Origin of the sequence: Deinococcus humi, from assembly GCF_014201875.1 — a bacterium.
Classification (GTDB): Bacteria; Deinococcota; Deinococci; order Deinococcales; family Deinococcaceae; genus Deinococcus; species Deinococcus humi.
Window position 1 is genome coordinate 579,718 of sequence record NZ_JACHFL010000002.1, and the last position, 24,949, is coordinate 604,666.

The window sequence follows — 24,949 nt, forward strand, 5'->3', positions numbered from 1 at the left end:
CCGCCAGGCCTGTCAGCTCTTGCGGAGGTTTGGCCTCAGGCTCAGTTCCGATTCCGCCGCGCCAAAGCGTTCGCGTAAAAAACGGCCCTGACTGAGTAGACGGTCCGCCGTGGCGTGGTCATGACGCAGGGCCTCGCGCACGCCGTCTTCGAGAAGGCCGAGCTGCTCGGTCAACAGGGTTTCGGGGGGCTGGCCCTGGCTTTCCAGAGTGCGCCTCGCGCCGTCTGTCAGGTTCAGGTAGGCGCGCAGGGTGTCGGGCAGGTACGCCTCACGTGTCTGGGTCAGCAGATAGGCGGTGCGGTTGTCGCTGTCCACGCCGTCCTTGCGGGCGTCGATGACCATGCACAGCAACGTCCAGGCCTGGGTGCGCGCCGGTTCGGGCAGACGCAGGGCCAGCGATTCCGGGGCGTCGGCCTGCGACCGGGGCAACGAGGGCTGGGCAGCAGCGGGGAGTGCCGTGGCTTCCTCCGGCGTGAAGGTCATAGCCTTGCGGGCTGTCTTGCCCGCGTTGTCCACGTAAATGATGGCTGTGATGCCGCCGAAGATGACCAGCAGAATCAGGACAGCGATCATGGGGCGGACCTCCAGCAGGCAGACTCCAGAAATGTCGTTCGGCTCATCCCGGCCAGTCTAACGTCCGCAGGTGCCGCCCTGACCCCTCCAGTGCCCCACTGAACACTTTTCCCCTGACCTGACACGGGCTTCAATTGCCGGACTGGGGCGCAGCAGGCGCCGCTGGCGTCTGAGGGGCAGGATTCTGGGCCGTTTTCGGCAGCGACTGCGTTCCCAGCGATTTCATGTCGAGCAGGAAGTTGCCATCGCTGGGCAGCATCACTGTCTGGATTCCGGGGGCCAGGCGCTCGGCCACCGTGAGCTGGATCAGTTGCGGGTTTTCCTTGAGGGCGCGCCCGCGTAGCGAGAGCGCCTCGGCCTCGCCCTTGGCCGTTTCGATGGCGGCCTTGGCTTTGCCCTGCGCCTGTACGACGTCACGCTGGGCACTGATCTCGGCCTGCTGCAGGCGGTTCCTTTCTACCGCCACCTGCTGCTCGGCGGTCTGCTTCTGCTCGATGGCCTGGGCCACGCTCTCGGGAATCTTCAGCTCACGCAAGAGGATTGCGTCCAGCACCAGATTGTTGCGCGAGAACGACTTGTTCAGTTCGGTGGTGATGCTGGCTTCCAGCTGGGTGCGCTGGTTGCTGATCAGGTCTGCGGCCCCGAACTGTCCAATCGAGTCGCGCACCTTGCTGCGAACCTGCGGCCGCAAGACGGTGTTGATGTAATTACGGCCCAGTTCCTTGTGCAGGATGGCAGCCTTGCTACGGTCAATGCGGAACTGGACCGTGACATCTGCCGTGATATCCAGCCCCTCCTTGCTCCGGGCGCGGATGGACCCCTCATCGCCCTGCGCGGTGTTCTGTGCCAGGGTGACCTCTTGCAGGCGGGCGTCGTAGGTGGTCACATGGTCCACGAACGGCAGCACGAAATGAAGCCCCTCCTGCAACGGAATGGGCTTGACTCCGCTAAAGGAGCTGAACACCACCCCCACGAAGCCCGCCGGAATGACCGTGATGCTCTGAGCTGCGATCAGGCCCGCGACCACCACCCCGCCGATGATCAAGCCCAGGCGTGGGGAGAAGCGGGCGGGCGGCGAGGCGGGCGGGCCATTGCTCGTGGGATTGTTGACGGGATCGGGACGAAGGGGCGAGAAGCCACGGTCATGGTCACCACTAGGGTTGGTCATACTTCCTGATACGCGTCCAATGCGACTAAAGTTGCCGGCCAGGGCAGAACAAACCTCGGCTCAGAGGCTTGAAATCCTATGGAGCAGGCGGCTGAAGTCAGGAGAAAAGGCAAAAAAGAGGGGCCGCTTCCGCGTACCCCTGTGATGTCTGTCGATTGAACGTGTGGCCTTATTGTCTGACGATTTCGGCGTCCTGAGGAAGTTTCTTCAGCCCGGAAACGCTGAGACCGGAATTGACCTTGTAATTGCTGACGTTCAGATCGGCCAGCGATTTGCCGGCGCTGCTCACGATCTGAATGCGGGTTGGACGCCAGCCTGCCTCGGTGATGAACACGCGGGTCTTGTCGGTGGTGTTGCCGCTCTTGGACATGGCCTCCAGCTGGAACAGGCGTTTGCCCGCTGCGCCCGTGGTGGACAGCAGCTTCACGTTGTACTGCGACAGCAAGGAGGCCGCATTGCTCAGCTGCGTGAAGTCCAGCCCGCCAAAGCCGGCACCGTCGGCCGCCTTCTTGGTGGAAGTCACCGTGACCTGATTGGTCAGAAACAGGTACTGACGGATCTCGTTCTTGTCGGCCACCACAATATTGTCGGCCAGCGCGTCGGGCGCGTTGAATTGCAGTCGGGCGATGCTCTGCGCGGGAATACTCTTGACCGTGAGGTCGATTTTCTGGGCGCTGGATTCCAGCGAGGCGCTGCCGCTCAGTCGGAAGGAAATATCTTTGGCGGCCTTCTGCGCAGCATCCACCTTGGCAATGATGTCCTGAACGCTCTGGGCACTGGCGGAAGGGGTCAGCAACACGCCGCATAGGGCGAGAATGGAAGTGAAGTTGAGAGGTTTCCTCATGCCACGCAGTATCGCGCCCACTCTCATGAGAAGGGGGGGCGCCGGCTGACGTGGGGTTCACGCTGTGTGCGGCCTCAGGGCTGGCTGTCGGTTCCCAGCGGCAGGGTGTAGGTCAGCCGCGCGCTATAACCGGTCTGGCCATCGGACGTGCGCCCACCACTGACGTTCAGTCCCACTTCTCCTCCTCCGAGGGGCCGGGAGGCTGTCAGGCCCGCGCGTAGGGGAGTGCTGGACGTGCGCCACGGTTCGTAAGCCGCATAGAGCTGCACGCTGTTGCCAGGGCCGAGCAGTTCGCCCATATCCACGCTTCCCGTTACTCCGAACGCTTTCGGCCCCAGCAGCGTGTCCAGTCCCAGGTTTATCCCAGAGTCTGTGGCGTAGGACACTCCCCCGGTGGCGCCCAGAACATCCTGTCCAGCCCGCACGCCCGCGCGCCAGGTCAGCGTGCCCACAACTTCAGTTTCCGGTTCGTCGCCGGGCTGCGCGTCTGCGTCCAGTGGCACAGTACGGGTCAGCTCGCGGCGGCCCTCGACCCCCACAGTCGCCATGTTCTGCCCACCGAACTCGCCGCCCACCACGGCGATCAGGTTCCGGTTGATGCGGTAGCGGGCACCGATGTCAGCATTGAAGCCGCGTTCCCGGCTATCGGTGGCAGCGAAGTTCCAGAGGGCCACAGGGTCGATGCGCCCGGCAGAGGTGGTGAAGCCTGTGGCCGCCAGATTCAGCGCCACCGGCCCTACGCTGCCGCCCAGCCGTGTGGAGGCCCGCACGCCCCCGCTAAAGGCCACCGCCACATCTGCGCGGGCCGTGACTGCGCCCAGCGGTGGCACCGCCAGACTGCGCCCGTACCCCACCTCAGCGGCGCGGGTGGACAGGCCCGCCGCAACGCGTCCCCCCAGCGCCGGTAAATCCGAGACGCCCACTCGTGCCCAGCCCCCACCCTGCGGCCCACCGTTGTAGGACACGCCGAAATCCAGAGCGGTTGCGCCCGCTGTTCCCGCCAGCGTCAGGGCCAGGGCCATCCATCCTCTCGTCATGGGCGCAGGGTAGCAGTGCCGGAGCACGGGTGATCTTCATCAGCCTTTTCAGCTGCGGGTCGGTTAGGCTCCTGCCATGCGTTCCCTGTTGCCCACTGCCGCCCTCGTCGCCTGTGGTCTGGTCGCCTGTGCGCCTGCGTCCCAGGTGTTGCAGGTACCGTCTATCGAGGTTCAGAGCGTGCGTCTGACCCGTCTGTCACTGCCGGGCGGACTGGGCGGTGCACCCGTGGCAGACCTGAAACTGAACTTGCGCGTGTCTAACCCCAACGTGGTGCCCCTGAAGATGACCAACATTCAGGCCACGCTGGTGATCGACGGCGCGCAGGTGGGCCGTGCGGAGTTTCCCCGCGTCAACGTCCCAGCACGCGGATCGGCAGACCAGGAGGCTGATGTCTCCATTCCGGTCACTCTGTCTACCGCCGCCTCATTTCTGAAAGTGGCGCGCGGGCAGCAGGTTACCTATCGTCTGGACGGCACCTTCACCGCTGACTTTGGGCCCCTTGGCCCCAAGAATTTCGGGCCTTTCACGCTGAGTCAGGGGCAGTGGAAGCAGAATCCGATCATCCCATTCTAATTGAGGCTTCAAAGGAGGGAGCGGGAACGGCCCTGGGAGCACTCTCCGCATTCAGCCTGGGCAATCTGCGCCACAAGAGTGCTGTGAGTGTCAGGCTATCAACGGTGCCCTGTCCTCCTCTTACGGTTCCTGCTAGCGCGAGAGTTATCTGCGCCTTGCCTTGACATCCGCTGGCATAGAGCCACAGCTCAGGGCCGCATTATTGAAAGGCTTTGTTTCAGGACCCGCTTTGACGCAGTTGATCCCTCAGACAGCTGCTCCTTCAACCCACGAGAGAGCTTAAGCACAGGCAGATGGGAAGGGCTGGGTTGATCTTTTAGGTGCAGCGCGCCACCTTCCATCGCTATCACGTCCTGAGACGCTCCAGGAGACTTCTCCTTTGCGGATAGAGAGCGGAATGCAATTGCTGTTCAGTTGAACAGCCTTGCGCTGGGTGACCCGATCTGTAATCGACTTGCTACCAGAGAGGGGCTGGCTTCAGACCCTGGTGTATGCTGGTGGCTGCCCGACTGCCGACTCGGAAACGAGCGGGAAGATTCGTGAATTCACGAGCCACAGTCGGTATAACTCCAGAGGTAACCCATGATCCTGAATCTGTTTCTCGTGCTTTTCGCGCTGATCTGTGTGGCGCTGGTCTTCTTTATCCTGTTGCAGGTGCCGCGTCAGGCAGGTCTGTCGGCCAGCATGGCTTCCGGTGGTTCGCTACTGGGCGGCCGTGGTGTAGAGGGCGGCCTGGTCCGCATTACCAGCGTGCTGGGCGGCTTTTTCATGCTACTGGCCCTGCTGATCGGCATCGTTTCGCGCTAATCGCCTTCTTCATCCTTCCCAGAAGTCGCCGCTCCAGGCTGCTTCTGGGTTTTCGCTGAGAAATTCCAGAAGATTTGGCTTGCGTTTGTAAGGTTGTCAGCATTAAATCAGCTCGGGGTTAAGGAATAGTGATTTAATGCTTGACCTGGACTAGGCCACTTCATATATTGACCGCGCTGGAAACCCCACGACAACTCGGTACCCGTCCGGCTCTCGCCGGAGCGTCGCTATTTCCAGAAGCCCAATTCGGAAATTCCGGAAATTGTTCCCCTGACCACCTCATCGGAGGATTCACATGAAGAAAGCACTGTTCCTGGCCTTGGCCATGGCCGCAACCACCTCGATGGCTGCCCCCTTCGTTTTCCCCGCGGCCTGGACCGCCGAGCAGAACACCGCCAATAAGCGCGGCGGCGAGTTCCGCAACTACACGCTCTCCGACTTCAAGACCATCAACCCATTCACCAGCGCTGAGGCCACAAGCGTCCCCGGCACCATGGCCGACGCCAGCATCGGCCTGTTCCGTCAGGATCCGCGCACCAACGAGTTCATCCCTTACATGGCCGAAGGCCCCGCTGTGGTCAGCAACAACAACAAGCGCTTTGTGGTCAAGATTCGTCCTGGCATGAAGTTCAGTGATGGCCAGCCCATCACCGCCGACGACTGGATCACCACCTGGAAGATCCACACCGATGACAAGGTGGGCAGCAACAGCTTCGACACCTTCTTCATCAACGACAAGCCGGTCACCATCAAGAAGATCAACGACATGACTCTGCAGTTCGACTTCCCCACGCAGAGCTCGACCGCGCTGAGCATCATGAGCTTCAACCCCTGGCCCGACCACGTGTTCGGCAAGGCGTACCGTGCTGGCGGCGCAGAGGCCATCAAGAAGATGTGGGGCCTGGGCACCAACCCCAGTGAAATTGTTTCGCCGGGCATGTGGACCTTGGAAAGCTACAAGGCAGGCGAGCGCGTCGTTCTGAAGGCCAACAAGTTCTTCGGCGAGTGGAACAAAGACAGCAAGGGCAATGCCCTGCCGTACTTGAACACCTACTCGTACCGCATCGTGCCTGACCTGAACGCTGGCCTGGCCGCTTTCCTGGCCGGACAGATCGATACCTTCGGCGCCAGCAAAGCCGATGACTTGGCACAGATCAAGAAGGCCATTGACGCTGGCAACCTCAAGGCGGTTCTGAAGGCCAACGTCAGCCCCAACGCCACTTCCTCCTGGATCACCTTTAACTGGAACAAGTCGGCGGATCCCGCCAAGCAGGCGCTGTTCCGCGACGTCCGTTTCCGCCGCGCCATGAGCCACATCGCCAACCGTGACGCCATGATCAAGCTGGCGCTGGGCGGCCTGGGCAGCGAGGTCTACTTCAGCGTCTACCCCATCTTCAAGGACCAGACCAACGCGGGCCTCAAGGCCGGCGCCCCCACCTACAAGTACGATCTGGCGCAGGCCAGCAAGCTGCTGGGACAGATGGGTTACAAGAAGAAGAATGCTGACGGCTACCTGGTCGACAGCAAGGGCAAGGTGCTGGAGTTCAACCTGGCCACCAACGCGGGGAACACCGTCCGTGAGCAGCTGGGCCAGATCTTCCGCGACGAGGCCAAGAAGGTAGGGGTCAAGGTCAACTTCACGCCCATCGACTTCAACACCCTGGTGGGTCAGCTGACCGCCAAGGGCGAGAACCGTCCTTTCGACGCGATCCTGCTGGGTCTGTCGGGCGGGACCAACATCTGGCCCTTCGGCGTGAACGTTGTGCCGTGCGGGACCAACCTGCACAGCTACAACAACCCCACCGACGGCAAGTGCCTGACCAGCCAGGAACAGCTGATGACCAAGCAGTACTACCAGGGCGACGCCGAGCTGAACACCGCCAAGCGCCTGGCCATCGGTGCACAGCTCATGAAGAACGAAGGCGAGCTGCAGCCCGTCATCTACCTAGTGGGCACCAACTACCACGTGACGTTTAACGACCGCGTGGGCGGCGAGTACCCCGCCGACCTGATGGACGCTTACTACGGCTCGCGTGACATCGCGCTGACCTTCATCAAGTAATCCAGCCACGTTCTCTTCAGGGGGTGGTCTGCTATGGGCGGACTGCCCCCCTTACATTGAATTTCTGACCCTTGACGATTCTCAGAGCTGACGGAGAAAGGCATGATCCCATTTTTAGTCCGGCGCTTTTTCCAGGCCATTCCCACGCTGCTGCTGGCCAGCGTGCTGATTTTTTTCGTGATCTCTCTGGCGCCGGGCGACTTCCTGACCCCTGCCCGCCTGAACCCTGGGATCAGTGATGAACAACTCAGGAACCTGAGCGTCAGTTTTGGGCTGGACCGGCCCGCCTACGTTCAGTACTTCTACTGGATGAAGAACATGCTTCAGGGCGATTTTGGCCTGTCGTTCCAGTACACCCAACCCGTACTGCCGGTCATCTGGCCACGCATCGTCAACTCGGTGTATCTGGTGCTGCTCAACCTGGTGTTCTTCTACGCCATCGCTATTCCCATCGGCGTGTACGGGGCAGTACGGCAGAACAGTTTTGGCGACAAGGCTATCAATGTGGTGCTGTACTTCCTGCTGGGCTTTCCCAGCTTCTTCCTGTTCCTGATCGTGATCTATTTCATCTTGCAAATCCGCAACGCCACGGGCTGGGACATTCCACTGGGGGGCATGACCAGCAACAACTATGAACAACTGTCGGCGTTTGGCAAGTTCTGGGATGTCCTGCGGCACCTGCTGATCCCGGCGGCGGTGCTGGCAATTACCGATGCGGCGGGCCTGACCCGCGTGATCCGGGGTCTGATGTTGGAAGTGATGCGCTCGGATTACATCCGCACGGCGCGGGCTAAAGGCGTCAGCGAGCGCACTGCCATCTGGAAGCACACCTTCCGCAACGCCATCTTGCCCATCGTTGCGGGCATTGGGGGCCTACTGCCCGCCGCCATTAGTGGCGCGGGCTTCGTGGAGGTGGTCTACGCCTATCCCGGAATCACACCCATGTTGCTGACGGCCATCACCGCGTCGGACCTGTACCTGATTGCGGGCTTCACAGTCATTTCCACGATCCTGCTGGTTATCGGTAATGCCCTCTCAGACATTCTCCTGGCTGTGGTCGACCCACGCATCAAGGTCGGGTGAGGTGAAATGACAACCGCAGCGCCTCAACAGCAAAAAGCGAAACCCCGGTCACAGGGACAGTCCCAGTTCTCCGTTGCCTGGAGCCAGTTCCGTAAAAATCGGTTGGCTCAGACTGGCGGCCTAGGACTGATCCTGATCTATCTGATGGCCATTTTTGCGCCATTTCTCGCACCTGACAGTCTCTCAAGCTATTCCACGACGGACATCACCCGGTTTCAACCGCCCACACCAATTCACATTCGTGATGCACAGACAGGTGCCCTGACCCGTCCGTACGTTTACAAGTACACCCAGCAACTCAACATGGATACCTTCGTTAACGAATACAAACCGACGACGGAGCGCTGCCCGATCTATTTCGGCGTGCGCGGGGCATCCTATAAGCTTCTGGGTTTCATTCCGGGCAACCTGCATCTGTTCGGCACGGGGAGTGATCAGCAGGGTTGCAACGTCTTTCTGATTGGTGGCGAGGCACTGGGCCGTGACCTGCTGACTCGTACTCTGTACGCCTCTCAGATCAGTTTGACCATCGGCGTAGTCGCAGTGCTGGTCAGCACGCTGATCGGTTTGTTCATGGGCGCCATGGCAGCCTTTTTCGGTGGCATTGTGGATACTGTGGTCATGCGTCTGGTCGAGGTCATTTCGGCCATTCCCTACCTGTTTTTGTTGCTGCTCCTGCGCTCGGTGTTTCCACAGAACATCAACCCGATCTTCGCGCTGTATGTGATTCTGGGGATTCTGGCTTTTATCGGCTGGGGTGGACTGGCACGTGTGACGCGCGGGCAACTTTTGAGCGTGCGTGAACAGGACTTTGTGTCGGCCGCCAAAGCGCTGGGCGCAGGCGATGGACGCGTGATGTGGAGGCACATGCTGCCTACCATGACCACTTACATCATTGTGACGTTGTCACTGAGTATTCCCGGCTTCATCCTGCTGGAATCCGGCCTGAGCTTCCTAGGGATTGGGGCCGTGGAACCCTACGTCAGCTGGGGCAGTCTGCTGGCGCAGGCGCAGGAAGGCGGGCTGTCCAGCTTGAACAGCCGACCTTGGGTTCTGATTCCCGGCTTTTTCATCGTGTTTACAGTGGGCTGCTTCCAGCTTCTGGGAGACGGCCTGCGTGATGCTTTCGACCCACGCAAACGACAGTAATAAGGCAGGCTGATATGAAGAGGATTGTGTGCAGGGCATGTATGATGCATGACGTGCGAACAATGGAGGAACAATGACCGACCACGCCACCGATCATGCGGATGTGCTGCTGGCCGTGAACGGCCTGAAAACCTATTTCAACACCGATGACGGCGTCGTCAAGAGCGTGGACGGAGTGACTTTCCACATCAACAAGGGCGAAACCCTGGGTGTGGTGGGTGAATCCGGCTCGGGCAAGAGCGTCACCAGCCTGAGCATCATGCGCCTGATCCCGATGCCGCCGGGCGAAATTGCAGGCGGCGAAATCCTGTTCTCAGGCCGTGACGGTAAACCGCAGGACATCGTGAAGATGTCGGAAGCCGAGATGCGCAAGATTCGCGGCAACGATATCTCCATGATCTTTCAGGAACCCATGACCAGCCTGAACCCGGTGTACACCGTAGGCGACCAGATCGCCGAGGCCGTCATGCTGCACCAGGACAAGAACCGCAAGGACGCGATGGGCGTAGCCACCGATATGCTGCGTTTCGTGGGCATTCCCGCTCCGGAAAAGCGCGTCAACGAGTACCCGCACCAGATGTCCGGCGGGATGCGCCAGCGCGTGATGATCGCCATGGCCCTGAGCTGCAACCCGGCCCTGCTGATTGCCGACGAGCCGACCACCGCGCTCGACGTGACCATCCAGGCCCAGATTCTGGACCTGATGCGCAAGCTGCAAAAAGACATCGGGATGAGCATCCTGTTCATCACCCACAACCTGGGTGTGGTGGCCGAGATGGCCGACCGCGTCGTGGTCATGTACGGCGGGCGTGTGGTCGAGGAAGGCGACGTGATCGAGATCTTCAAGGCTCCGCGTCATCCGTACACCATGGGTCTGCTGAACTCGATTCCCCGCCCTGGTGTGGACGCGCATGTGCCTGGCACGCCGCGCGCCCGTCTGGAAGCCATCCCCGGCAACGTGCCCAACCCGCTGAACCTGCCGCCCGGCTGCGCCTTCGAGCCGCGCTGTAAGTTCGCCATTCCCGACTGCTCCAAGGCGGTTCCCGCGCTGGAAGACACCGGAGGCGGCCACACGGCCCGTTGCATTCGCTGGCGGGAGTTCGCCAAGGTTGATCAGGGGGCGACGGCATGACCGCTCCTGTTATTGCCAGGACGTCCGCCGCCGATTCGCGCGGCATGACGCAGAAGGGTGACACGCTGCTGGAAGTGCGTAACCTGGAAAAATACTTCCCGATTCGTGGGGGCTTGCTGTCGCGCGTGGTGGGCAACGTCAAGGCGGTCAACGACATCAGCTTCAAGCTGGGACGCGGGGAAGTGGTGGGGCTGGTGGGCGAATCCGGCTCCGGCAAGACCACGGCGGGCCGCGCCATCCTGCGCCTGATCGAACCCACCGGCGGTGAGGTGATCTTCAACGGCACAGACGTGACCAAGCTGTCCAAGGGACAGATGCGCGACTACCGCCGCGAGATGCAGATCATCTTCCAGGATCCTTTCGCGTCGCTCAACCCGCGTATGACGGTCTCGGACATCATCGGTGAGGCCATGCAGATTCATAACCTGAATCCGGGCAAGGGCCGCATTGACCGCATCGCGGAACTGCTGCAGAAGGTGGGCCTGCGCCCCGAGCACATGCGCCGTTATCCGCACGAGTTCTCTGGTGGACAGCGTCAGCGTATCGGCATCGCCCGCGCCCTGGCCGTCGACCCTCTGTTCATCGTGGCCGATGAGCCGGTCTCCGCACTGGACGTCTCCATTCAGGCGCAGGTGGTGAACCTGCTGCAGGACCTGCAAGAAGAACTGGGCCTGACTGTGCTGTTCATCGCGCACGATCTGGCCGTGGTGGAGTACATCTGCGACCGCATCATCGTGATGTACCTGGGCCGCATCATGGAAATCGCGCCCAGCCACGAGCTAAACAACAACCCCAAGCATCCGTACACCGAAGCGCTGCTGTCTGCAGCCCCAGTGCCCGATCCCACGATCAAGAGGCAGCGCATCATCCTGGAAGGCGACATTCCCAGCCCGATCAACCCGCCCTCAGGCTGTGTGTTCCGCACGCGCTGCCGTTACGCCCTTGACGACTGCGCCAAGGTGGTCCCCGAATTACGCGAGGTTGCGCCACAGCATTTCAAGGCCTGCATTCGGGACGACATTCTTTAAGCCAGTCGACTCAAGCGTTTCACCATCTGAAGTCCGCCTCCCTGTCTGGGGCGGGCTTTTCTAACTTCCATCTGACTGACCCTCTCACATCTCATAAAGTGGCATCGGCCACCATAGGGCCATGCAAAGAATCTTAATGATGGTCGCTGCTTTGACCCTCGGCGCAGCCAATGCCACCGATCTGCGGATTTACCCCTCGTTTGCTGAAGTGCGTCAGCCTGTTACCAGTACGGGCAATACCCTGAATGTTTCGTTGCCCCAGCAGGCCTGGGAAAACGTGCTGGCCGGTTCGCTGGATCTGGAAGGGCTCGTCTTTAACGGCGCCGTGCAGAAGCTGGAGGCCAACTGGCTCAGTGGGCTGGAGGGTAAGACGGTCTTCCTGATGCAGGGTGACGGGAACAGTGAAAAGACCGAACCCGTGACCCTGATTCGTGCCCGTGACTTGCTGGTCAAGGACGCGGCTGGGCGGTATTTTAACGTGCGCTATGAGCAGTTGCGCTTCGACACGCCGCCGCCCACCAATCCGCTCAGCCCCTCACAGACGCTCAGCTACACCCTGCCCAAAGCGGGGAGCGGCACGCTGGTCTACCTAACCCGCAGTGTGGGCTGGTCACCGCGCTACACGCTGAAGGCCAGCAATGCTGGCGCTCAGCTTTCTGCCCTAGCCGATATCCGCAACACCACTGAGCTGCCTTACGACGTGAAGGACACCGAACTGTATTCCGGCGACGTGAACGTGCAGGCCAACCCGCAGGCGCAGGCCAACTACGAGGCGGCGGATATGGTGATGCGGGCTGCCCCGGCTCCCGTGGCCGCCCCGGCCCCCAAGATCGGCGACGGCGCTGAGCTGCGCGGCCTGTACCGCTACGCGCTGTCCACACCGTTCACGCTGCCGGCCAACAGTGTCGTGACCCTGCCGTTCCTGACGCCCAAGTTGACCAGTTTTGAGCGCTACGTGGGACTGAACACCTTCTTCGACATCGCCACCCGGACCGGAACCCTGGACCGCTCGTACCGCTTCAAGGCCGATGCCCGTCTGCCCGCCGGCCCGATCACCGTGCGCGAGGAAGGGCGCCTGGTGGGGCAGACCCGTCTGGACGAGACGCGGGAGGGTGGCACAGTGGACTTTAGCCTGGGTGATGATCCAGACGTGGAATACACCCGCACCGTGCAGACGGTCAACCAGACCAAGAACACCAAAGGCGAGGTCGTCAAGACGACTTACAAGGTCACCTACGCCTTCGAGAGTAGTAAAGAGCGCAGTGTCCGCGCAGAGATCACCGAGCGTGTGGGCGGACGCATCATCATCATCGACAGCGCCGCTCCCACCAGAAACGGTGGCGTCGCAAGCCTGAAGGTGGATGTGCCCGCCAAGGGCAAGGTCAGCCGGAGCTTCACAGTGGTGGTGGACAACTCGTAGGACGGAAGAACACAGCCGCCGCCAGAGCGCAAATGCTCTGGCGGCGGTCTTCTGCTGAACTGATTACAGAGTCGGTGTCGGCAGGAAAGGGGGCCCGAGCTGACACGCCGGACAAAGGCCCTGCAACTCCACCCTGGCCCCGGTGATCTGCCAGTCGTGACCCTGGCCCTGCAGATGCAGGTCCGGGAGACTGAGGGCAACGTCCAGCAGGGTGCCGCACCCGTTGCACCGCAGGTGAGAGTGCGGGGTGAGATTGGTGTCGTAACGCACCTCACCGCCCCCGCCGATCACCTCGCCGACCAGGCCATGCTCGCTGAACACCCGCAGGTTCTGGTACAGCGTGGCAATGGGGATAGGTTCCCCGGCCAGACGGAAACGCTCTGCAATTTCCTCAGGTGTGAAATGACCGTTGGTCTGCGCGAAGAATTGCAGCAACCGCAGGCGGGGCTGGGTGGTTCGCAGGCCCCGCCGCTCCAGATGCCGCTGCAATTCAGAGAGGGTCATGGCGCACCGTTATCATGGATGGAAACATTAGCCTGCGCAGTGTCACACCAGTCTTCGGCCGCCAACTGGCGTTAAACCGTTTGGGGTTCGCGCTGGCCTTCCTGCTTTTCCTTCGCCTGACGCGCCGCCCTCAGGCCCTCATTCACACGGCGGCCATAGTCGGGATCGCATTTGGTGAACAGTTCCACCATACGGGCCTGGACCTCGGGAATGGCTGCCGAGATATTAGCCACCAGGTTGTTGATCAGGTCGTCACGTTCACGCTCATCGTGGGCGCGGTAGCGTTCCCCCGCCTGCTTGAAGTCATTGGTGCGCTCAATGCTGGCCCGCTGCACGCGGCCCTCAACATGCGGGCTGTGCTCGGGCAGGTTGCGCGGCGCTTCCTTGGGGCCATTCATGCTGGACGGCTCGTAGTTGACGTGCGGATTCTGACCGGGAACGGCGTCCACGTGGTAGGTCATCTGGCCGTCACGCTGGTTGGTTGCTACCGCGGCGCGCGGCGAGTTGATCGGCAACTGCAGGTAGTTGGGGCCAACGCGGTAGCGCTGGGTATCGGAGTACGAGAAAGTGCGGCCTACCAGCATCTTGTCGTCGCTGAAGTCCAGGCCGTCCACCAGCACACCGGTGCCAAAAGCGGCCTGCTCCACCTCTGCGAAGTAGTTCTCCGGGTTGCGGTTCAGGGTCATCACGCCCACCGGCATCATCGGGAACTGGTCCTCGGGCCAGATCTTGGTGTCGTCCAGCGGGTCGAAGTCCAGTTCGGGGTGCTCGCCGTCGCTCATCAACTGCACGCGCATTTCCCACTGGGGGAAGTCACCGCGCTCGATGGCCTCGTACAGATCCTGGGTGGCGTGGTTGATGTTCTTGGCCTGGATCTCCTCAGCTTCTGGCTGAGTCAGGTTTTTAACGCCCTGCAGGGGTTCAAAGTGGTACTTGACCAGGGTACCCTCGCCCTTGTCGTTGACCCACTTGTAGGTGTTGACGCCGCTGCCTTGCATCTGGCGGTAGTTGGCGGGAATACCCCAGGGCGAGAACAGCCACGTCAGCATGTGCATGGCTTCGGGGGTGTTGCTCATGAAGTCGAAGATGCGCCCCCCGTCCTGGCGGTTGGTAACAGGATCTGGTTTGAGGGAGTGGATCACATCTGGGAACTTGATTGCGTCCCGGATAAAGAACACCTTGAGGTTGTTCCCCACCAGGTCCCAGTTGCCGTCCTCGGTGTAGAACTTGACGGCGAAGCCGCGCGGGTCACGGAGCGTCTCGGGCGAGTGGCCCGAGTGGATCACCGTGGAGAAGCGCACAAACACCGGCGTTTCCTTGCCCTCGGTCTGAAACAGCTTGGCGCGGGTGTACTTGCTGATGCTCTCATCGCCCACCTTGCCGTACGCCTTGAAAACGCCATGCGCGCCCGCGCCGCGCGCATGCACCACGCGCTCGGGGATGCGTTCGCGGTCAAAGTGGCTGATCTTCTCCAGGAACTGGTAGTTCTCCAGTGTGGCAGGACCACGCGTGCCCACGGTACGCTGGTTCTGGTTGTTGCTGACGGGGTGGCCCTGACGGGTGGTCAGGGTCTGTGCGTTGCCGTCCTGCTGCTTGCTGTCTTTCGGCTCGATCATGGGAAACTCCTCGGCAGTCGGCGCACTCGGTAGACGCGTTCCACCCGAATAGGGAAAAGCCGGGCGCGGAAAGCTGGCCCAGTCCCCGTAACCATAATGATTATGAATTAAGATGTCCACCACAAATGGTGAACGCTCTTAAACGATGCCCCCCAGGTATTCCCTGACGTCTGCCTTGATCGGCATGAAATAGGCGTGCTGGCCGCGCTCACGGGCAAAGGTCAGCAGGTCTGCAGCAAAGCGGCGATTCCATTCCATAGTGGGCTGGAACTGCCTGGGGAAGACGGCATGGTTGCGGGTGCGCCAGTACCCCAGCGAACCCTCGGAGGTCACGGAGGTGGCCCCCCACCAGACCTCGGCGCCTTCTGGCAGCAGATCGGCGTAGGCGTCCATCAGGCGCAGGTCGAAGAAGGGCTGGGTAAAAAACCCACAGGCCCCGGCCTCCAGCTTGCGCTCCAGATAATCCTGCTCGCGGGCCAGCGACTGGCGGTAGGGGTCCAGGCCCGCGTAGACCTTGAGGTGAGGAAGCTCGCGGCGAATACGTCGGATGGCGGCCTCGGCATCCACGTTGTAGACCTTCGCATTCATATCGCTGGGCGCGTCCCCGGTGATCACGATGACCTCGTCGATCCCATGTTCGTGCAGGTGCGCGGCCATCTCCAGCGGTGCACGGGGATTCAGGTCCACCGCCCGGATGTGCGGAATGGCGCGGTAACGCGGACGGGCAAAGGCGCAGCCATGCCACGAGCGTGTGGTGAAGCGCGGAAAGTCGGGAATGTTGATGGTGTCCGCGCCCGGCAGATGTTCGGCCACCGCCATCAGTTCGGCCCTCAACCCCGAGCGCGAGCGGGGGACAAGCTCGATGGAGATGCGGGTCACTGCGGGCCGCCGGCGATGCGACTGAAGGGCTGAGGCTCTGAAGGTCTGGGGGGCTCGGCACTCCTGCCGCCGGACTCATCGGCGTTGGGGGCTTCAGCCCGCTCTGCCGGGTCATAGGCCAGCAATGGCCCCAGCCAGCGCTCGGCCTCCTCCAGGCTCCAGCCTTTTCTGGCAGCGTAATCCTCCACCTGATCCCGGTCAATGCGGCCCACGGCCAGATACCGCGCTTCCGGATGGGCAAAATACAGGCCCGAGACGGCGGCGGCAGGGGTCATGGCGCAGGATTCGGTCAGTTCCAGACCAATGTCTCCGGCCCCCAGCAGCGAGAACAGGGTGCGTTTCTCGGTGTGATCTGGCTGGGATGGGTAGCCCGGCGCGGGACGGATACCGTCATAGCGCTCGCGGATCAGGTCGTTGTTGTCCAGCGCCTCGTCCGGCGCGTAACCCCAGTGGTTGACCCGCACGTCGCGGTGCAGTTTTTCCGCGAAGGCCTCGGCCAGCCGGTCCGCCAGCGCCTTGATCAGAATGGCGTTGTAGTCGTCGTGTTCGGCCTCAAAGGCGCGGGCCAGTTCCTCGGCACCGTGAATGGCGACAGCAAAGGCCCCGATGTGATCGCCGCGGTAGGCGATGAAGTCGGCCAGCGCCCCGTTCGGGGTGGCCTGGTCGCGCTGCTGGCGCAGGGTGTGCAGCACGGCTACCTCTGGCAGCGTTTCGCGCCCCGCCGCGATCTCGTGGGTCTGGTGATCCAGCGTGTCCTGCAGGCCGATACCGTGCGTTCCCGTGCCCACCACGATGTCGTCCCCGCGCCGTTCGGCTGGCCACAGCCCAATCACTCCTCTGGCTGTCAGCAACCCTTCGTCGATCACGCGGCGCAGCAGGGCCTGCGCGTCGTTAAACAGCGTGCGGGCCTGCTCGCCGCGCAGCGGGTCGGTCAGGATGTTGGGATAGATGCCCTTCATCTCCCAGGCGATGAAAAAAGGCGTCCAGTCGATGTAATCCAGCAGGCCCACCAGCGGCTGCTCGATGATCTGACGGCCGGGTTCGCGCGGCGCGGGTGGCAGGGCGGGGGAGAGGCGGTGGGCACGCTGGCGGGCGGTTTCAAGCGGAATCAGCCGGACCTCACGCTTGCCGTGACGTTCGCGTAGGGCGTCGTATTCGGCCCTGATGCGTTCTTGCACCCCCGTCGGATCGGCCAGGATGTCGGCGGTGGTGGTCACCGCGCGGCTGGCGTCCAGCACATGGACCACCAGCCCAGCGTAGGCCGGGTCGATCTTGACCGCCGTGTGCGCCCGGCTGGTGGTGGCCCCGCCGATCAACAGTGGCAGCGTGCCGCCCCGCCGCGTCATCTCGCGGGCCACGCCCACCATCTCGTCCAGGCTGGGGGTGATCAGGCCGCTCAGGCCGATCACATCCACTCCCAGGCGGGCGGCCTCGTCCAGAATCTTCTCAGTGGGCACCATGACGCCCAGATCCGTCACTTGGTAGCCGTTGCAGGCCAGCACCACGCCCACGATGTTCTTGCCGATATCGTGGACGTCGCCCTTGACCGTTGCCAGCAGCACCTTGCCCTTGCCCCCGGCCTCCTGCTTCTCGGCCTCCATGTATGGGGTCAGGTGGGCCACGGCGCGCTTCATGACGCGGGCGGACTTGACCACCTGCGGCAGGAACATCTTTCCGGCCCCAAACAGGTCGCCCACGACGTTCATGCCGTCCATCAGCGGCCCCTCGATCACCTTGAGCGGCGAACCCAGCTCGCGGTACGCCTCTTCCGCGTCCTCCACCACAAAGTCGGTCATGCCCGAGATCAGCGCATGCTTCAGGCGTTCGGCCACCGGGCGCTCACGCCATTCGCTCTGGGCGGCGGCCTCGCGCTTGACGCCCTTGTAGCTCTCGGCCAGGGCCAGCAGGTTCTCGGTGGCGCTGAGTTCACCTGAAGCGGGTGTGCGCACCAGAATCACGTCCTCCACCGCCTCGCGCAACCCGGGTTCGATGTCCTCGTAGACGGCCAGCATCCCCGCATTCACGATGCCCATGTCCAGCCCGGCACGAATGGCGTGGTACAGGAAGACCGAGTGCATCGCCTCACGCACATGATTGTTGCCCCGGAAGGAAAAGGACACGTTGCTGATTCCCCCGGACACCAGCGCCCCAGGCAGGTTAGCCTTGATCCAGCGCGTCGCCTCGATGAAGTCCAGCGCGTAGCGGTCATGCTCCTCGATCCCGGTCGCCACGGTCAGCACGTTGGGATCGAAGATGATGTCGTGCGGCGGAAAATCGGCCTGTTCGGTCAGCAATCTGTAGGCCCGGGAGGTGATCTCCTTGCGGCGTTCCAGGTTGTCGGCCTGCCCCTGCTCGTCGAAGGCCATCACCACGGCGGCGGCTCCGTAACGCCGCAGCAGCCGCGCCCGTTCCAGAAACCTGGCTTCGCCGTCCTTAAGGGAAATGCTGTTGACCACGCACTTGCCCTGCACCCGCTTGAGGCCCGCTTCCAGGATCTCCCATTTGGACGAGTCCAGCATCAGCGGCACACGGCTGATGTCCGGTTCCCCGGCCAGCAGGTTCAGGAATTTGACCATCGCGGCCTCGCCGTCCAGCATGCCCTCGTCGAAGTTGATGTCCACGATCTGCGCGCCGTTCTCCACCTGCTGCCGCGCGATCTTGAGACCAGTCTCGAAGTCGCCGGCCAGAATGGCCTTGCTGAAGCGTGGGCTGCCCGTCACGTTGGTGCGCTCGCCCACGTTGATGAAGTTCAGCTCGGGTGTGACCGTGAGCGCTTCCAGGCCGCTCAGGCGCAGGTGGGGCGTCAACTTCGGCGCACTGCGGGGCGAGATGTTCGCCACCTCGTTGGCAATGGCGCGAATGTGCTCTGGCGTGGTGCCGCAGCAGCCACCCACGATGTTGACCAAGCCCTCGCGGGCGAAGTCAGCCAGGATGGACGCCGTGTGTTCGGGGGTCTCGTCGTACTCGCCGAAGGCATTGGGCAGGCCCGCGTTCGGATGGACCGAGACCAGTGTTTCGGTGTTCGCCGCGATCGAGCGCAGATGAGGGCGCAGCAGGTCTGCCCCCAGAGCGCAGTTCAGGCCCAGACTGAACAGATTGGCGTGCGCCGTGCTGATGGCGAAGGCTTCCGGGGTCTGCCCGCTCAGCGTGCGCCCGGAAGCGTCGGTAATGGTCCCTGAAAGCATCACCGGCAGCGTCTTGCCAGTGCGCGCAAAGGCCTCTTCACAGGCGAACAGCGCAGCCTTGGCGTTCAGGGTATCGAACACCGTTTCCAGCAGCAGCAGATCGGCCCCGCCCGCGATCAGCCCCTCCGCGGCGGCGGCGTAGGCTTCCACCAAGTCGTCGAAGGTCACGTTGCGGAATTCCGGCCTCTCCACGTCGGGAGAGAGGGTTGCGGTGCGGTTGGTCGGTCCGATGGCTCCGGCCACCCAGCGTGGCCTGCCGTCGGCGGCCTCGAACTCATCGGCTACCTCACGGGCCAGCCGTGCGCCTACCTCGTTCATGGCGCGGGCCAGAGCCTCTGTCCCGTAATCCGCCTGAGAAATGGTGGTGCTGTTGAAGGTGTTTGTGCTGGCGATGTCCGCACCTGCCTCGAAGTACGCGCGGTGAACGTCGCGGATCACGTCCGGACGGGTCAGTTGCAGCAGATCGAAATTGCCCCGGTACATCTGCAGCGGATCGGCCCCGTCGAACCGAAAATCGGCCTCGTTCAGATTGGCCCGTTGAAGCATGGTGCCCCACGCGCCGTCCAGCACCAGAATGCGTTCACGCGCCGCAGCGCGAATGTCTCTGTCCATTGTCCACCTCTGGCAAAACAGACCGTCTATACGGCCTGAGAATTTCTCTGCGCCATGCGCTTGCTTCCGGCCATCGCTTCCCGCCCGCGCCATCGTCGGCGCACCCCAGCAGGAGGCTTTTCTGAAAGGCACCGTGGCCGCTATGGGGGCGCGGTTGCCGCGTCGTCACCGGGCAGAAAAAACCCTCGGACGCTCTGGATGACCGCGCTTTGAAGGCGCGATGCGGTCAGGATAGCGCGGCGCAGAGCGGACAAAAGGGGGGTGGGGTGGACAGGTCAGCGTTGGACACTCAGAGATTATGTATTGGGTAGTATTGCTGTGTGCAAGCTGAATCTGCCCATACGGCTCCTCAAAATATCCAGCTTGAGTTTTTTCATCCCAGTGGACAGCCAGTCATTTTCTATGAAATGGGGGAAGAGTTCGTTAAAGCAAATAAGATAGATCAGTCGTGGCTGAACGGCCCTGTGAGAGTCGCCATAGCTGGCAGACTCAGCCAGGCGGGCAATACGTTCTACGATTTTTCCATGACTGGGCTCTCACTCCCTGATGGAATTCAAACTCTTCTGCGCGTCGAAGGCAACCTGCTTCCTTTCAGCGAGCAGCTGAAATCGAAAGCTGGGAATCCCACGAGAAAATCGCGAGCGGAAGTGATCATCGGTGGTCAGATATATATCGTGCAAGGTCATCTGACTGTTGGAAAGAGCGGCCACTATATCAAAGTGGTCGCTCATAAAAAGCCAAGCACACCCGTGCCCAGACCCCGTGGTGGAGTATTTTTCTAGGCTCTTCTACGACGCTAGCTGGTACGACAAAGTCTCCTGGCTCCATTAGATGAGGCAGACTCAGGTCTTTTGTTGATTTCCCTCGTCTATTTCGCCAACTCACTCTTCAGGGTATCGAAGGCCTCGGGACGGTTCAGCACGCGCCAGTTCAGCACGTTCGGGCCGCTCAGTTCGCCGACGCGTTCGCTGGCGCAGTCGTAGCTGGCGTTGGTCTTCCGCATGATCGGCCAGACCACGGCGGCGGCGCGTCCGGCCACGTCACGCCTAGGGACTGGGCCGAACAGGCGTGAGTCCTCCGAGCCGTTGGCGGTGCGGTTGTCGCCCATCACGAAATAGTGTGCGGGGGGCACCGTGATCTCGGCCTGATCGGGCATCACACCCGCACGGCTGGAGGTGGCGTTGTTCGCTAGTTCGCTCTGGGCGTCCCAGCAGCCCTGCTGCCGCCAGTAATCGGTGGTCCAGCCGGAATCCAGCTTGACGTCGTTGACGAAGACCTCGCCGCCTTCCACCCTGATCTTGTCACCGGGCAGTCCGATCACGCGCTTGATCAGGAACGGGCGATAGTTCCACAGACCCAAGAAGTTCTTGTTCAGGTTGCCGATCTTGTCGGCGGCCTCACGTGGCGGCTTAAAGATCACGATGTCGCCCCGGCTGAAATCGCCCACGCCCGCCTTGTGCAGCCACGTCTCGTACTTGGGTACGAAGACTCTTTCGCGGTCGCGCAGGTTGGGCATCATGCTCACGCCGTCCACGCCCACCAGTGTCGCCACAAACTGCGTGATCACCACAGCGAAGACAATGGGTTCTAGGAAATCCTTCCACACTTTCTGAAGGGTGGTGGGGGCGGTGGACTGGAGTCTGGTCATGCACCGGGCAGGATAGCGGATTGAATGAGGATGATTGGCTGACGGTCCGCGGTACAGGGCGCAGCAGCCTGCCACACTGGGCGCCTCTCAACATAGGTTGACAGCCAGAAGTCCAATGAGTCGGCCCGTTCCTCAGCCTTCACCCAGCAGCGTCTTCAAGCGTGGCAATTCCGCCTTTGCGGCGTCCCGGCCTGCGGCGATGGCCTGATCGGTGCGATTGAAGTTCATCAGGTCGATGCTGCCCAGATTCGGGCGCAGCAGTATGTCAGGCCGGTACAGGCTGAGGCGGGCGTCGGTCAGTTGCGCCTGCATGATCTCCACGGCGCGGCGCAGCGCCCGCACCGGCCCCAGATGGGCCTCACGTTTCCAGATCAGCACGCGCCGCTCGTGCAACTCCAGCGGATCGGGAGCTGTTACGTCCACCGCCAGCACTTTTCGGACGCCCAGAAACAGCGCCGCGTCCACCGGCACCTGATTCAGAATGCCCCCGTCCGAGAGCAGCATGTCGCGCACCGGCACGCTGTCCAGTGCGCCCGGATAGGCGCTGGTGGCCCGGATTGCCTCGAACAGGCTGCCGCGCGCCAGGTACACGCCCCGGCCTGTCAACATGTCGGTGGCAGTGATCGCCAGCGGAGTGGGCAGTTCCTCGAAGGTCGGCGGCAGGTGATGGGCCAGCCAGCCTTCCATCGCTGAGATCTTGAAGAGACCAGTGCCGGGCCGCCAGTCCAGCAGGCGGCGCCACGACACGGTGCCTGAAATGCGCTCCAGTTCGGCTCCGCTGTAGCCCGCTGCGATGAAAGCGCCCACCAGCCCACCCATACTGGTGCCGGTCACCACGCTGGGTCTGAGGCCGGCGTCCTCCAGGACCTGCCACACGCCGATGTGGGCCAGCCCCCGTGCGCCGCCCCCTCCCAGCACCAGCCCGTACCCACTCACATCCGTCTTCCGTGCCCACCGCTGTTCATGGCGTGATTGTAGCCCTGCCAGGGAGCGGGGAATCTTGCGGTTGAGCGTCCTTTACGTCCACCCATTGAGTGTGGTGGCTCCGGTTGCGTTACTGTGTGGGCAATGGCTCTGGCTGGACAGAGGGTGGGCGACGGCGTGCGGTTGATCAGGCCCATCGGCCGGGGCTCCCACAGCCTGGTTTATTTCGCGGTGGATGCCGGCGGGCAGCCCTGTGCGGTCAAGATTTTCCATGCCGACATGCTCGACTTTGCCGAACGCGAATTCGAGCATGCCAGTGGGCTGGAGCATCCCCGGCTGGCCTCGGTGCTGGGCCGCGACACCCTGGAAGGCCGTCCGGTGCTGATCAGTACCCTGGCCCGTGGGGAAGTGCTGTTCTCGCGTTACCTGCGGCGGCCCGCCTTGCAGACCGAGCGTCGCGCCTTTCTACTGACACTGGCGCATCTTCTTGACGCCCTGGCCTACCTGCATTCGCACGGGCTGGTCCACCGCGACATCAAACCGGACAACATCGTGGTGGAGCCCGACGGCAGCGCCAAACTGGTGGATCTAGACCTGTCCGGCCCAGCGCTGGAGGTCTTCCCGGTGCCTACCCGTGTCGGTACAGCAGTCTTCCAGAGTCCCGAAGCCGCGCGCGGCGAACCGCTGGGGCCGGAGGCGGACCTGTACGGCGTGGGCATGCTGCTGGGCTGGGCCCTTTTCGGCTCGCTGCCGGACCCCAAGGGTTCCGCACCGTATCATCCGGATCCGTTGTGTTCGCTGTACCTGACCCTGACGCGCCAGGACCGCCAGCGGCGCCCGGGCGACGCCGCCTGGGTCCGCGAAAGGATTCTGAAGCTGTCCAGTCTGGACTTCTGAACAGGCGGTCTGAGACCCGCTGGCGGCCGATACAGGAAGCCGCCAGCGGGAAGAAAGCCCCCTGGCGACTCTGGCCCGCCGCTTCTAACCCAGCAAGATTCGAGCTTCGTTGGGCCGCAGGTTCGCGCCGCTGGCGGGGCGGTCGTTCAGCGAGCTGAGCAGAAGCTGGCCTGTCGTCAGAGCGCCCATGTCATGCTCGCCCGCCCCGAAGTTGAGGAGGACGGTAACCGTTTCGTTGGCGAGCGTGCGACGGAAGACGAACACATCGTCGTGACTGCTGTCCAGACTGTGGTAGTCACCACCCACCAATGCGGGGTGCTCCCGCCGCAGCTGCGTCAGGGCGCGGAAGTAGTTCAGCTCGCTATGCGGATCAGCTTCCTGCGCCTGCACGTTCACGGCTGTGAAATCGTCGGCCAGAGGCAGCCACGGCGTCGCCCCCGCAGGAGCAAAGCCGGCGTTGGGCGAGGCGTCCCATTGCATGGGGGTGCGCTCCGGATCGCGGCTGGCGGCGGGTGAGTCGGGCTGCTGAAGTCCGGCCGGGTCAACCATGCGCTCCAGGGGAATGTGGACGTTTTCCATGCCGATCTCGTCGCCGTAATACACGGTGGGGGTCCCGCGCAGGGTCAGCAGCAGGGTCTGGGCCACACGGTACTGGGCCGCGCCCACCCGCGACTTGAAGCGGTGTTGATCGTGGTTGCCCAGCACCCAGTTGGGCCAGGTGCCGAGTCGGCGGCAGGCGGCGTCGTAGTCGTCGGCAAAGGCACGCACCGCCCCCGCCTGCCAGGGCCGCAGGATCAGGTGAAAGTTGAAAGGCAGATGCACCATGGCGGCGTCGGGCGTTCCGGCGTACGGCAACAGCTGATCCACCGGTAGGTAGATCTCGCCCACCATCATGCGGTCGTCGAATTCATCCAGCACCCTTCTCATTTCGCGGATGTACTGGTGCGTCTCCGGCTGATCCTGGGTGTAGATGTGTTGAACGCTGTTGTGCTCAATATCTCCCGGTTTCCAGTCAGGGTTGATGGGCTCGTCCAGAAAGCGTTCGTCCTCGGCCAGCAGCCAGATGACGTCCACCCGGAAACCGTCCACGCCCCGGCGCATCCAGAAGCGCAGGACGTCGAACATGGCTTCCCGCACTGCCGGGTTGCGCCAGTTCAGGTCCGGCTGGCTGGGCAGAAACTGGTGCAGGTAGTATTGCCCGCTGGCCTCGTCGAGGGTCCAGGCCGGGCCACCGAAAAAGGACTTCCAGTTGTTGGGCACCGCGCCGTCCGGCGCCGGGTCGCGCCACACGTACCAGTCGCGTTTCTCGCTGTCCTTCCCTGCCAGTGCCTCCTGGAACCACGCGTGATTCGAGGACGTGTGGTTGGGCACGTAGTCCAGCATGACCTTCAGGCCCAGGCTGTGCGCCTCCTTCACCAGGGCGTCGAAGTCGGCCAGATTGCCGAACAGCGGATCGATGTCGCAGTAGTCGGCCACGTCGTAGCCGAAGTCGCGCATGGGAGAGGTGAAAATAGGCGAGAGCCACGCGGCTTCCACTCCCAGGCTTTTCAGGTAAGGCAGCCGCGCCGTGACGCCGCGCAGATCGCCCACGCCGTCGCCGTCACTGTCCTGAAATGAACGCGGGTAGATCTGGTAGATGATGCCGCTCTGCCACCACTTCAGATCCTGTGCTGCCGTGTGGGTCTGGCCTGACTCTGAATCGCGCATGCGTACAGGCTAGCAGGAAATCATTAATGACTTAAACGATTCAGATCATTTGGTATGGATATTGGTTGCTCAGGTTCAGAAGGGCTCAACCGAGAGCTTC

At 62.4% G+C, this 24,949-nt stretch carries 21 protein-coding genes; 10 read left to right on the forward strand and 11 right to left on the reverse strand.

Going from position 1 to position 24,949, the window contains the following annotated elements; all coding sequences use genetic code 11:
- Positions 1-12: 12 nt before the first annotated feature.
- The 4 genes from HNQ08_RS06480 to HNQ08_RS06495 all read right to left on the reverse strand — a co-directional run bounded on the left by HNQ08_RS06480 (position 13) and on the right by HNQ08_RS06495 (position 3,622).
- The gene (locus HNQ08_RS06480; protein WP_184128668.1) at positions 13-573 is read right to left on the reverse strand and encodes a hypothetical protein; all 561 of its coding nucleotides are present in this window, start codon (positions 571-573) and stop codon (positions 13-15) included.
- Between the two features lie 130 nt (positions 574-703).
- Positions 704-1,741 carry a prohibitin family protein gene (locus HNQ08_RS06485; RefSeq protein ID WP_184128671.1) on the reverse strand — a complete coding sequence of 346 codons (1,038 nt, stop codon included), beginning with the start codon at positions 1,739-1,741 and terminating at the stop codon, positions 704-706.
- 169 nt (positions 1,742-1,910) lie between these two features.
- Positions 1,911-2,585 carry an outer membrane lipoprotein carrier protein LolA gene (locus HNQ08_RS06490; RefSeq protein ID WP_184128674.1) on the reverse strand — a complete coding sequence of 225 codons (675 nt, stop codon included), beginning with the start codon at positions 2,583-2,585 and terminating at the stop codon, positions 1,911-1,913.
- A 74-nt stretch (positions 2,586-2,659) separates the two neighbouring features.
- Complete coding sequence (locus HNQ08_RS06495) at positions 2,660-3,622, reverse strand: hypothetical protein (protein ID WP_184128678.1); 963 nt, start codon at positions 3,620-3,622, stop codon at positions 2,660-2,662.
- A gap of 76 nt (positions 3,623-3,698) precedes the next feature.
- On the opposite strand from HNQ08_RS06495, the gene HNQ08_RS06500 reads away from it, so the two are divergent.
- The 8 genes from HNQ08_RS06500 (at position 3,699) to HNQ08_RS06535 (ending at position 12,877) form a co-directional block, all read left to right on the forward strand.
- Complete coding sequence (locus tag HNQ08_RS06500) at positions 3,699-4,196, forward strand: LEA/WHy family protein (protein ID WP_184128681.1); 498 nt, start codon at positions 3,699-3,701, stop codon at positions 4,194-4,196.
- Positions 4,197-4,778: 582 nt separating this feature from the next.
- Complete coding sequence (secG, locus tag HNQ08_RS06505) at positions 4,779-5,003, forward strand: preprotein translocase subunit SecG (protein ID WP_039683104.1); 225 nt, start codon at positions 4,779-4,781, stop codon at positions 5,001-5,003.
- Between the two features lie 295 nt (positions 5,004-5,298).
- Positions 5,299-7,065 (forward strand): ABC transporter substrate-binding protein, encoded by a 1,767-nt coding sequence (locus tag HNQ08_RS06510; RefSeq protein ID WP_184128684.1) that lies wholly within the window; start codon positions 5,299-5,301, stop codon positions 7,063-7,065.
- A gap of 102 nt (positions 7,066-7,167) precedes the next feature.
- The gene (locus HNQ08_RS06515) at positions 7,168-8,148 is read left to right on the forward strand and encodes an ABC transporter permease (protein WP_184128687.1); all 981 of its coding nucleotides are present in this window, start codon (positions 7,168-7,170) and stop codon (positions 8,146-8,148) included.
- A 6-nt stretch (positions 8,149-8,154) separates the two neighbouring features.
- On the forward strand, positions 8,155-9,297 hold the full coding sequence (locus tag HNQ08_RS06520; protein WP_184128689.1) for an ABC transporter permease: 1,143 nt from the start codon (positions 8,155-8,157) through the stop codon (positions 9,295-9,297).
- Between the two features lie 73 nt (positions 9,298-9,370).
- Positions 9,371-10,429 (forward strand): ABC transporter ATP-binding protein, encoded by a 1,059-nt coding sequence (locus HNQ08_RS06525; RefSeq protein WP_184128693.1) that lies wholly within the window; start codon positions 9,371-9,373, stop codon positions 10,427-10,429.
- A complete protein-coding gene (locus HNQ08_RS06530) occupies positions 10,426-11,457 on the forward strand; it encodes an ABC transporter ATP-binding protein (protein ID WP_425321336.1) in 1,032 nt (343 codons plus the stop codon). Before HNQ08_RS06525 ends, HNQ08_RS06530 begins: the two co-directional genes overlap by 4 nt.
- Before the next feature lie 121 nt (positions 11,458-11,578).
- Positions 11,579-12,877, forward strand: coding sequence for a DUF4139 domain-containing protein (locus HNQ08_RS06535; protein WP_184128696.1), 1,299 nt, complete (start codon positions 11,579-11,581; stop codon positions 12,875-12,877).
- Between the two features lie 63 nt (positions 12,878-12,940).
- Here the strand turns inward: HNQ08_RS06535 and HNQ08_RS06540 are convergent, their stop codons facing one another.
- The 4 genes from HNQ08_RS06540 to metH all read right to left on the reverse strand — a co-directional run bounded on the left by HNQ08_RS06540 (position 12,941) and on the right by metH (position 19,673).
- Positions 12,941-13,381: a Fur family transcriptional regulator gene (locus HNQ08_RS06540; protein WP_184128699.1), complete on the reverse strand. Its 441-nt coding sequence runs from the start codon at positions 13,379-13,381 to the stop codon at positions 12,941-12,943.
- Positions 13,382-13,452: 71 nt separating this feature from the next.
- Positions 13,453-14,997 carry a catalase gene (locus HNQ08_RS06545; protein ID WP_184128701.1) on the reverse strand — a complete coding sequence of 515 codons (1,545 nt, stop codon included), beginning with the start codon at positions 14,995-14,997 and terminating at the stop codon, positions 13,453-13,455.
- A gap of 138 nt (positions 14,998-15,135) precedes the next feature.
- Positions 15,136-15,876, reverse strand: coding sequence for a methylenetetrahydrofolate reductase (locus tag HNQ08_RS06550; protein ID WP_184128704.1), 741 nt, complete (start codon positions 15,874-15,876; stop codon positions 15,136-15,138).
- Positions 15,873-19,673, reverse strand: a complete 3,801-nt coding sequence (gene metH / locus HNQ08_RS06555; protein WP_184128707.1) for a methionine synthase — start codon at positions 19,671-19,673, stop codon at positions 15,873-15,875. Before metH ends, HNQ08_RS06550 begins: the two co-directional genes overlap by 4 nt.
- A 320-nt stretch (positions 19,674-19,993) precedes the next feature.
- On the opposite strand from metH, the gene HNQ08_RS06560 reads away from it, so the two are divergent.
- The gene (locus HNQ08_RS06560) at positions 19,994-20,455 is read left to right on the forward strand and encodes a hypothetical protein (RefSeq protein WP_184128710.1); all 462 of its coding nucleotides are present in this window, start codon (positions 19,994-19,996) and stop codon (positions 20,453-20,455) included.
- 86 nt (positions 20,456-20,541) lie between these two features.
- On the opposite strand, the gene lepB is transcribed toward HNQ08_RS06560, so the two are convergent.
- On the reverse strand, positions 20,542-21,321 hold the full coding sequence (gene lepB, locus HNQ08_RS06565) for a signal peptidase I (RefSeq protein WP_184128713.1): 780 nt from the start codon (positions 21,319-21,321) through the stop codon (positions 20,542-20,544).
- Positions 21,322-21,453: 132 nt separating this feature from the next.
- Positions 21,454-22,257 (reverse strand): patatin-like phospholipase family protein, encoded by an 804-nt coding sequence (locus tag HNQ08_RS06570; protein ID WP_184128716.1) that lies wholly within the window; start codon positions 22,255-22,257, stop codon positions 21,454-21,456.
- Between the two features lie 132 nt (positions 22,258-22,389).
- Between HNQ08_RS06570 and HNQ08_RS06575 the strand changes: the two genes are divergently transcribed.
- A complete protein-coding gene (locus HNQ08_RS06575) occupies positions 22,390-23,142 on the forward strand; it encodes a serine/threonine-protein kinase (protein ID WP_184128720.1) in 753 nt (250 codons plus the stop codon).
- 84 nt (positions 23,143-23,226) lie between these two features.
- Here HNQ08_RS06575 and HNQ08_RS06580 read toward each other — a convergent pair whose 3' ends face one another.
- A complete protein-coding gene (locus HNQ08_RS06580; RefSeq protein WP_184128723.1) occupies positions 23,227-24,849 on the reverse strand; it encodes an alpha-amylase family glycosyl hydrolase in 1,623 nt (540 codons plus the stop codon).
- Between the last annotated feature and the right edge of the window lie 100 nt (positions 24,850-24,949).

Coding starts and splice junctions, on each gene's coding strand:
- HNQ08_RS06480 (WP_184128668.1), bottom strand. CDS start 573: ATGATCGCTGTCCTGATTCTGCTGGTCATCTTCGGCGGCATCACAGCC.
- HNQ08_RS06485 (WP_184128671.1), bottom strand. CDS start 1,741: ATGACCAACCCTAGTGGTGACCATGACCGTGGCTTCTCGCCCCTTCGT.
- HNQ08_RS06490 (WP_184128674.1), bottom strand. CDS start 2,585: ATGAGGAAACCTCTCAACTTCACTTCCATTCTCGCCCTATGCGGCGTG.
- HNQ08_RS06495 (WP_184128678.1), bottom strand. CDS start 3,622: ATGACGAGAGGATGGATGGCCCTGGCCCTGACGCTGGCGGGAACAGCG.
- HNQ08_RS06500 (WP_184128681.1), top strand. CDS start 3,699: ATGCGTTCCCTGTTGCCCACTGCCGCCCTCGTCGCCTGTGGTCTGGTC.
- secG (WP_039683104.1), top strand. CDS start 4,779: ATGATCCTGAATCTGTTTCTCGTGCTTTTCGCGCTGATCTGTGTGGCG.
- HNQ08_RS06510 (WP_184128684.1), top strand. CDS start 5,299: ATGAAGAAAGCACTGTTCCTGGCCTTGGCCATGGCCGCAACCACCTCG.
- HNQ08_RS06515 (WP_184128687.1), top strand. CDS start 7,168: ATGATCCCATTTTTAGTCCGGCGCTTTTTCCAGGCCATTCCCACGCTG.
- HNQ08_RS06520 (WP_184128689.1), top strand. CDS start 8,155: ATGACAACCGCAGCGCCTCAACAGCAAAAAGCGAAACCCCGGTCACAG.
- HNQ08_RS06525 (WP_184128693.1), top strand. CDS start 9,371: ATGACCGACCACGCCACCGATCATGCGGATGTGCTGCTGGCCGTGAAC.
- HNQ08_RS06530 (WP_425321336.1), top strand. CDS start 10,426: ATGACCGCTCCTGTTATTGCCAGGACGTCCGCCGCCGATTCGCGCGGC.
- HNQ08_RS06535 (WP_184128696.1), top strand. CDS start 11,579: ATGCAAAGAATCTTAATGATGGTCGCTGCTTTGACCCTCGGCGCAGCC.
- HNQ08_RS06540 (WP_184128699.1), bottom strand. CDS start 13,381: ATGACCCTCTCTGAATTGCAGCGGCATCTGGAGCGGCGGGGCCTGCGA.
- HNQ08_RS06545 (WP_184128701.1), bottom strand. CDS start 14,997: ATGATCGAGCCGAAAGACAGCAAGCAGCAGGACGGCAACGCACAGACC.
- metH (WP_184128707.1), bottom strand. CDS start 19,673: ATGGACAGAGACATTCGCGCTGCGGCGCGTGAACGCATTCTGGTGCTG.
- lepB (WP_184128713.1), bottom strand. CDS start 21,321: ATGACCAGACTCCAGTCCACCGCCCCCACCACCCTTCAGAAAGTGTGG.
- HNQ08_RS06575 (WP_184128720.1), top strand. CDS start 22,390: ATGGCTCTGGCTGGACAGAGGGTGGGCGACGGCGTGCGGTTGATCAGG.
- HNQ08_RS06580 (WP_184128723.1), bottom strand. CDS start 24,849: ATGCGCGATTCAGAGTCAGGCCAGACCCACACGGCAGCACAGGATCTG.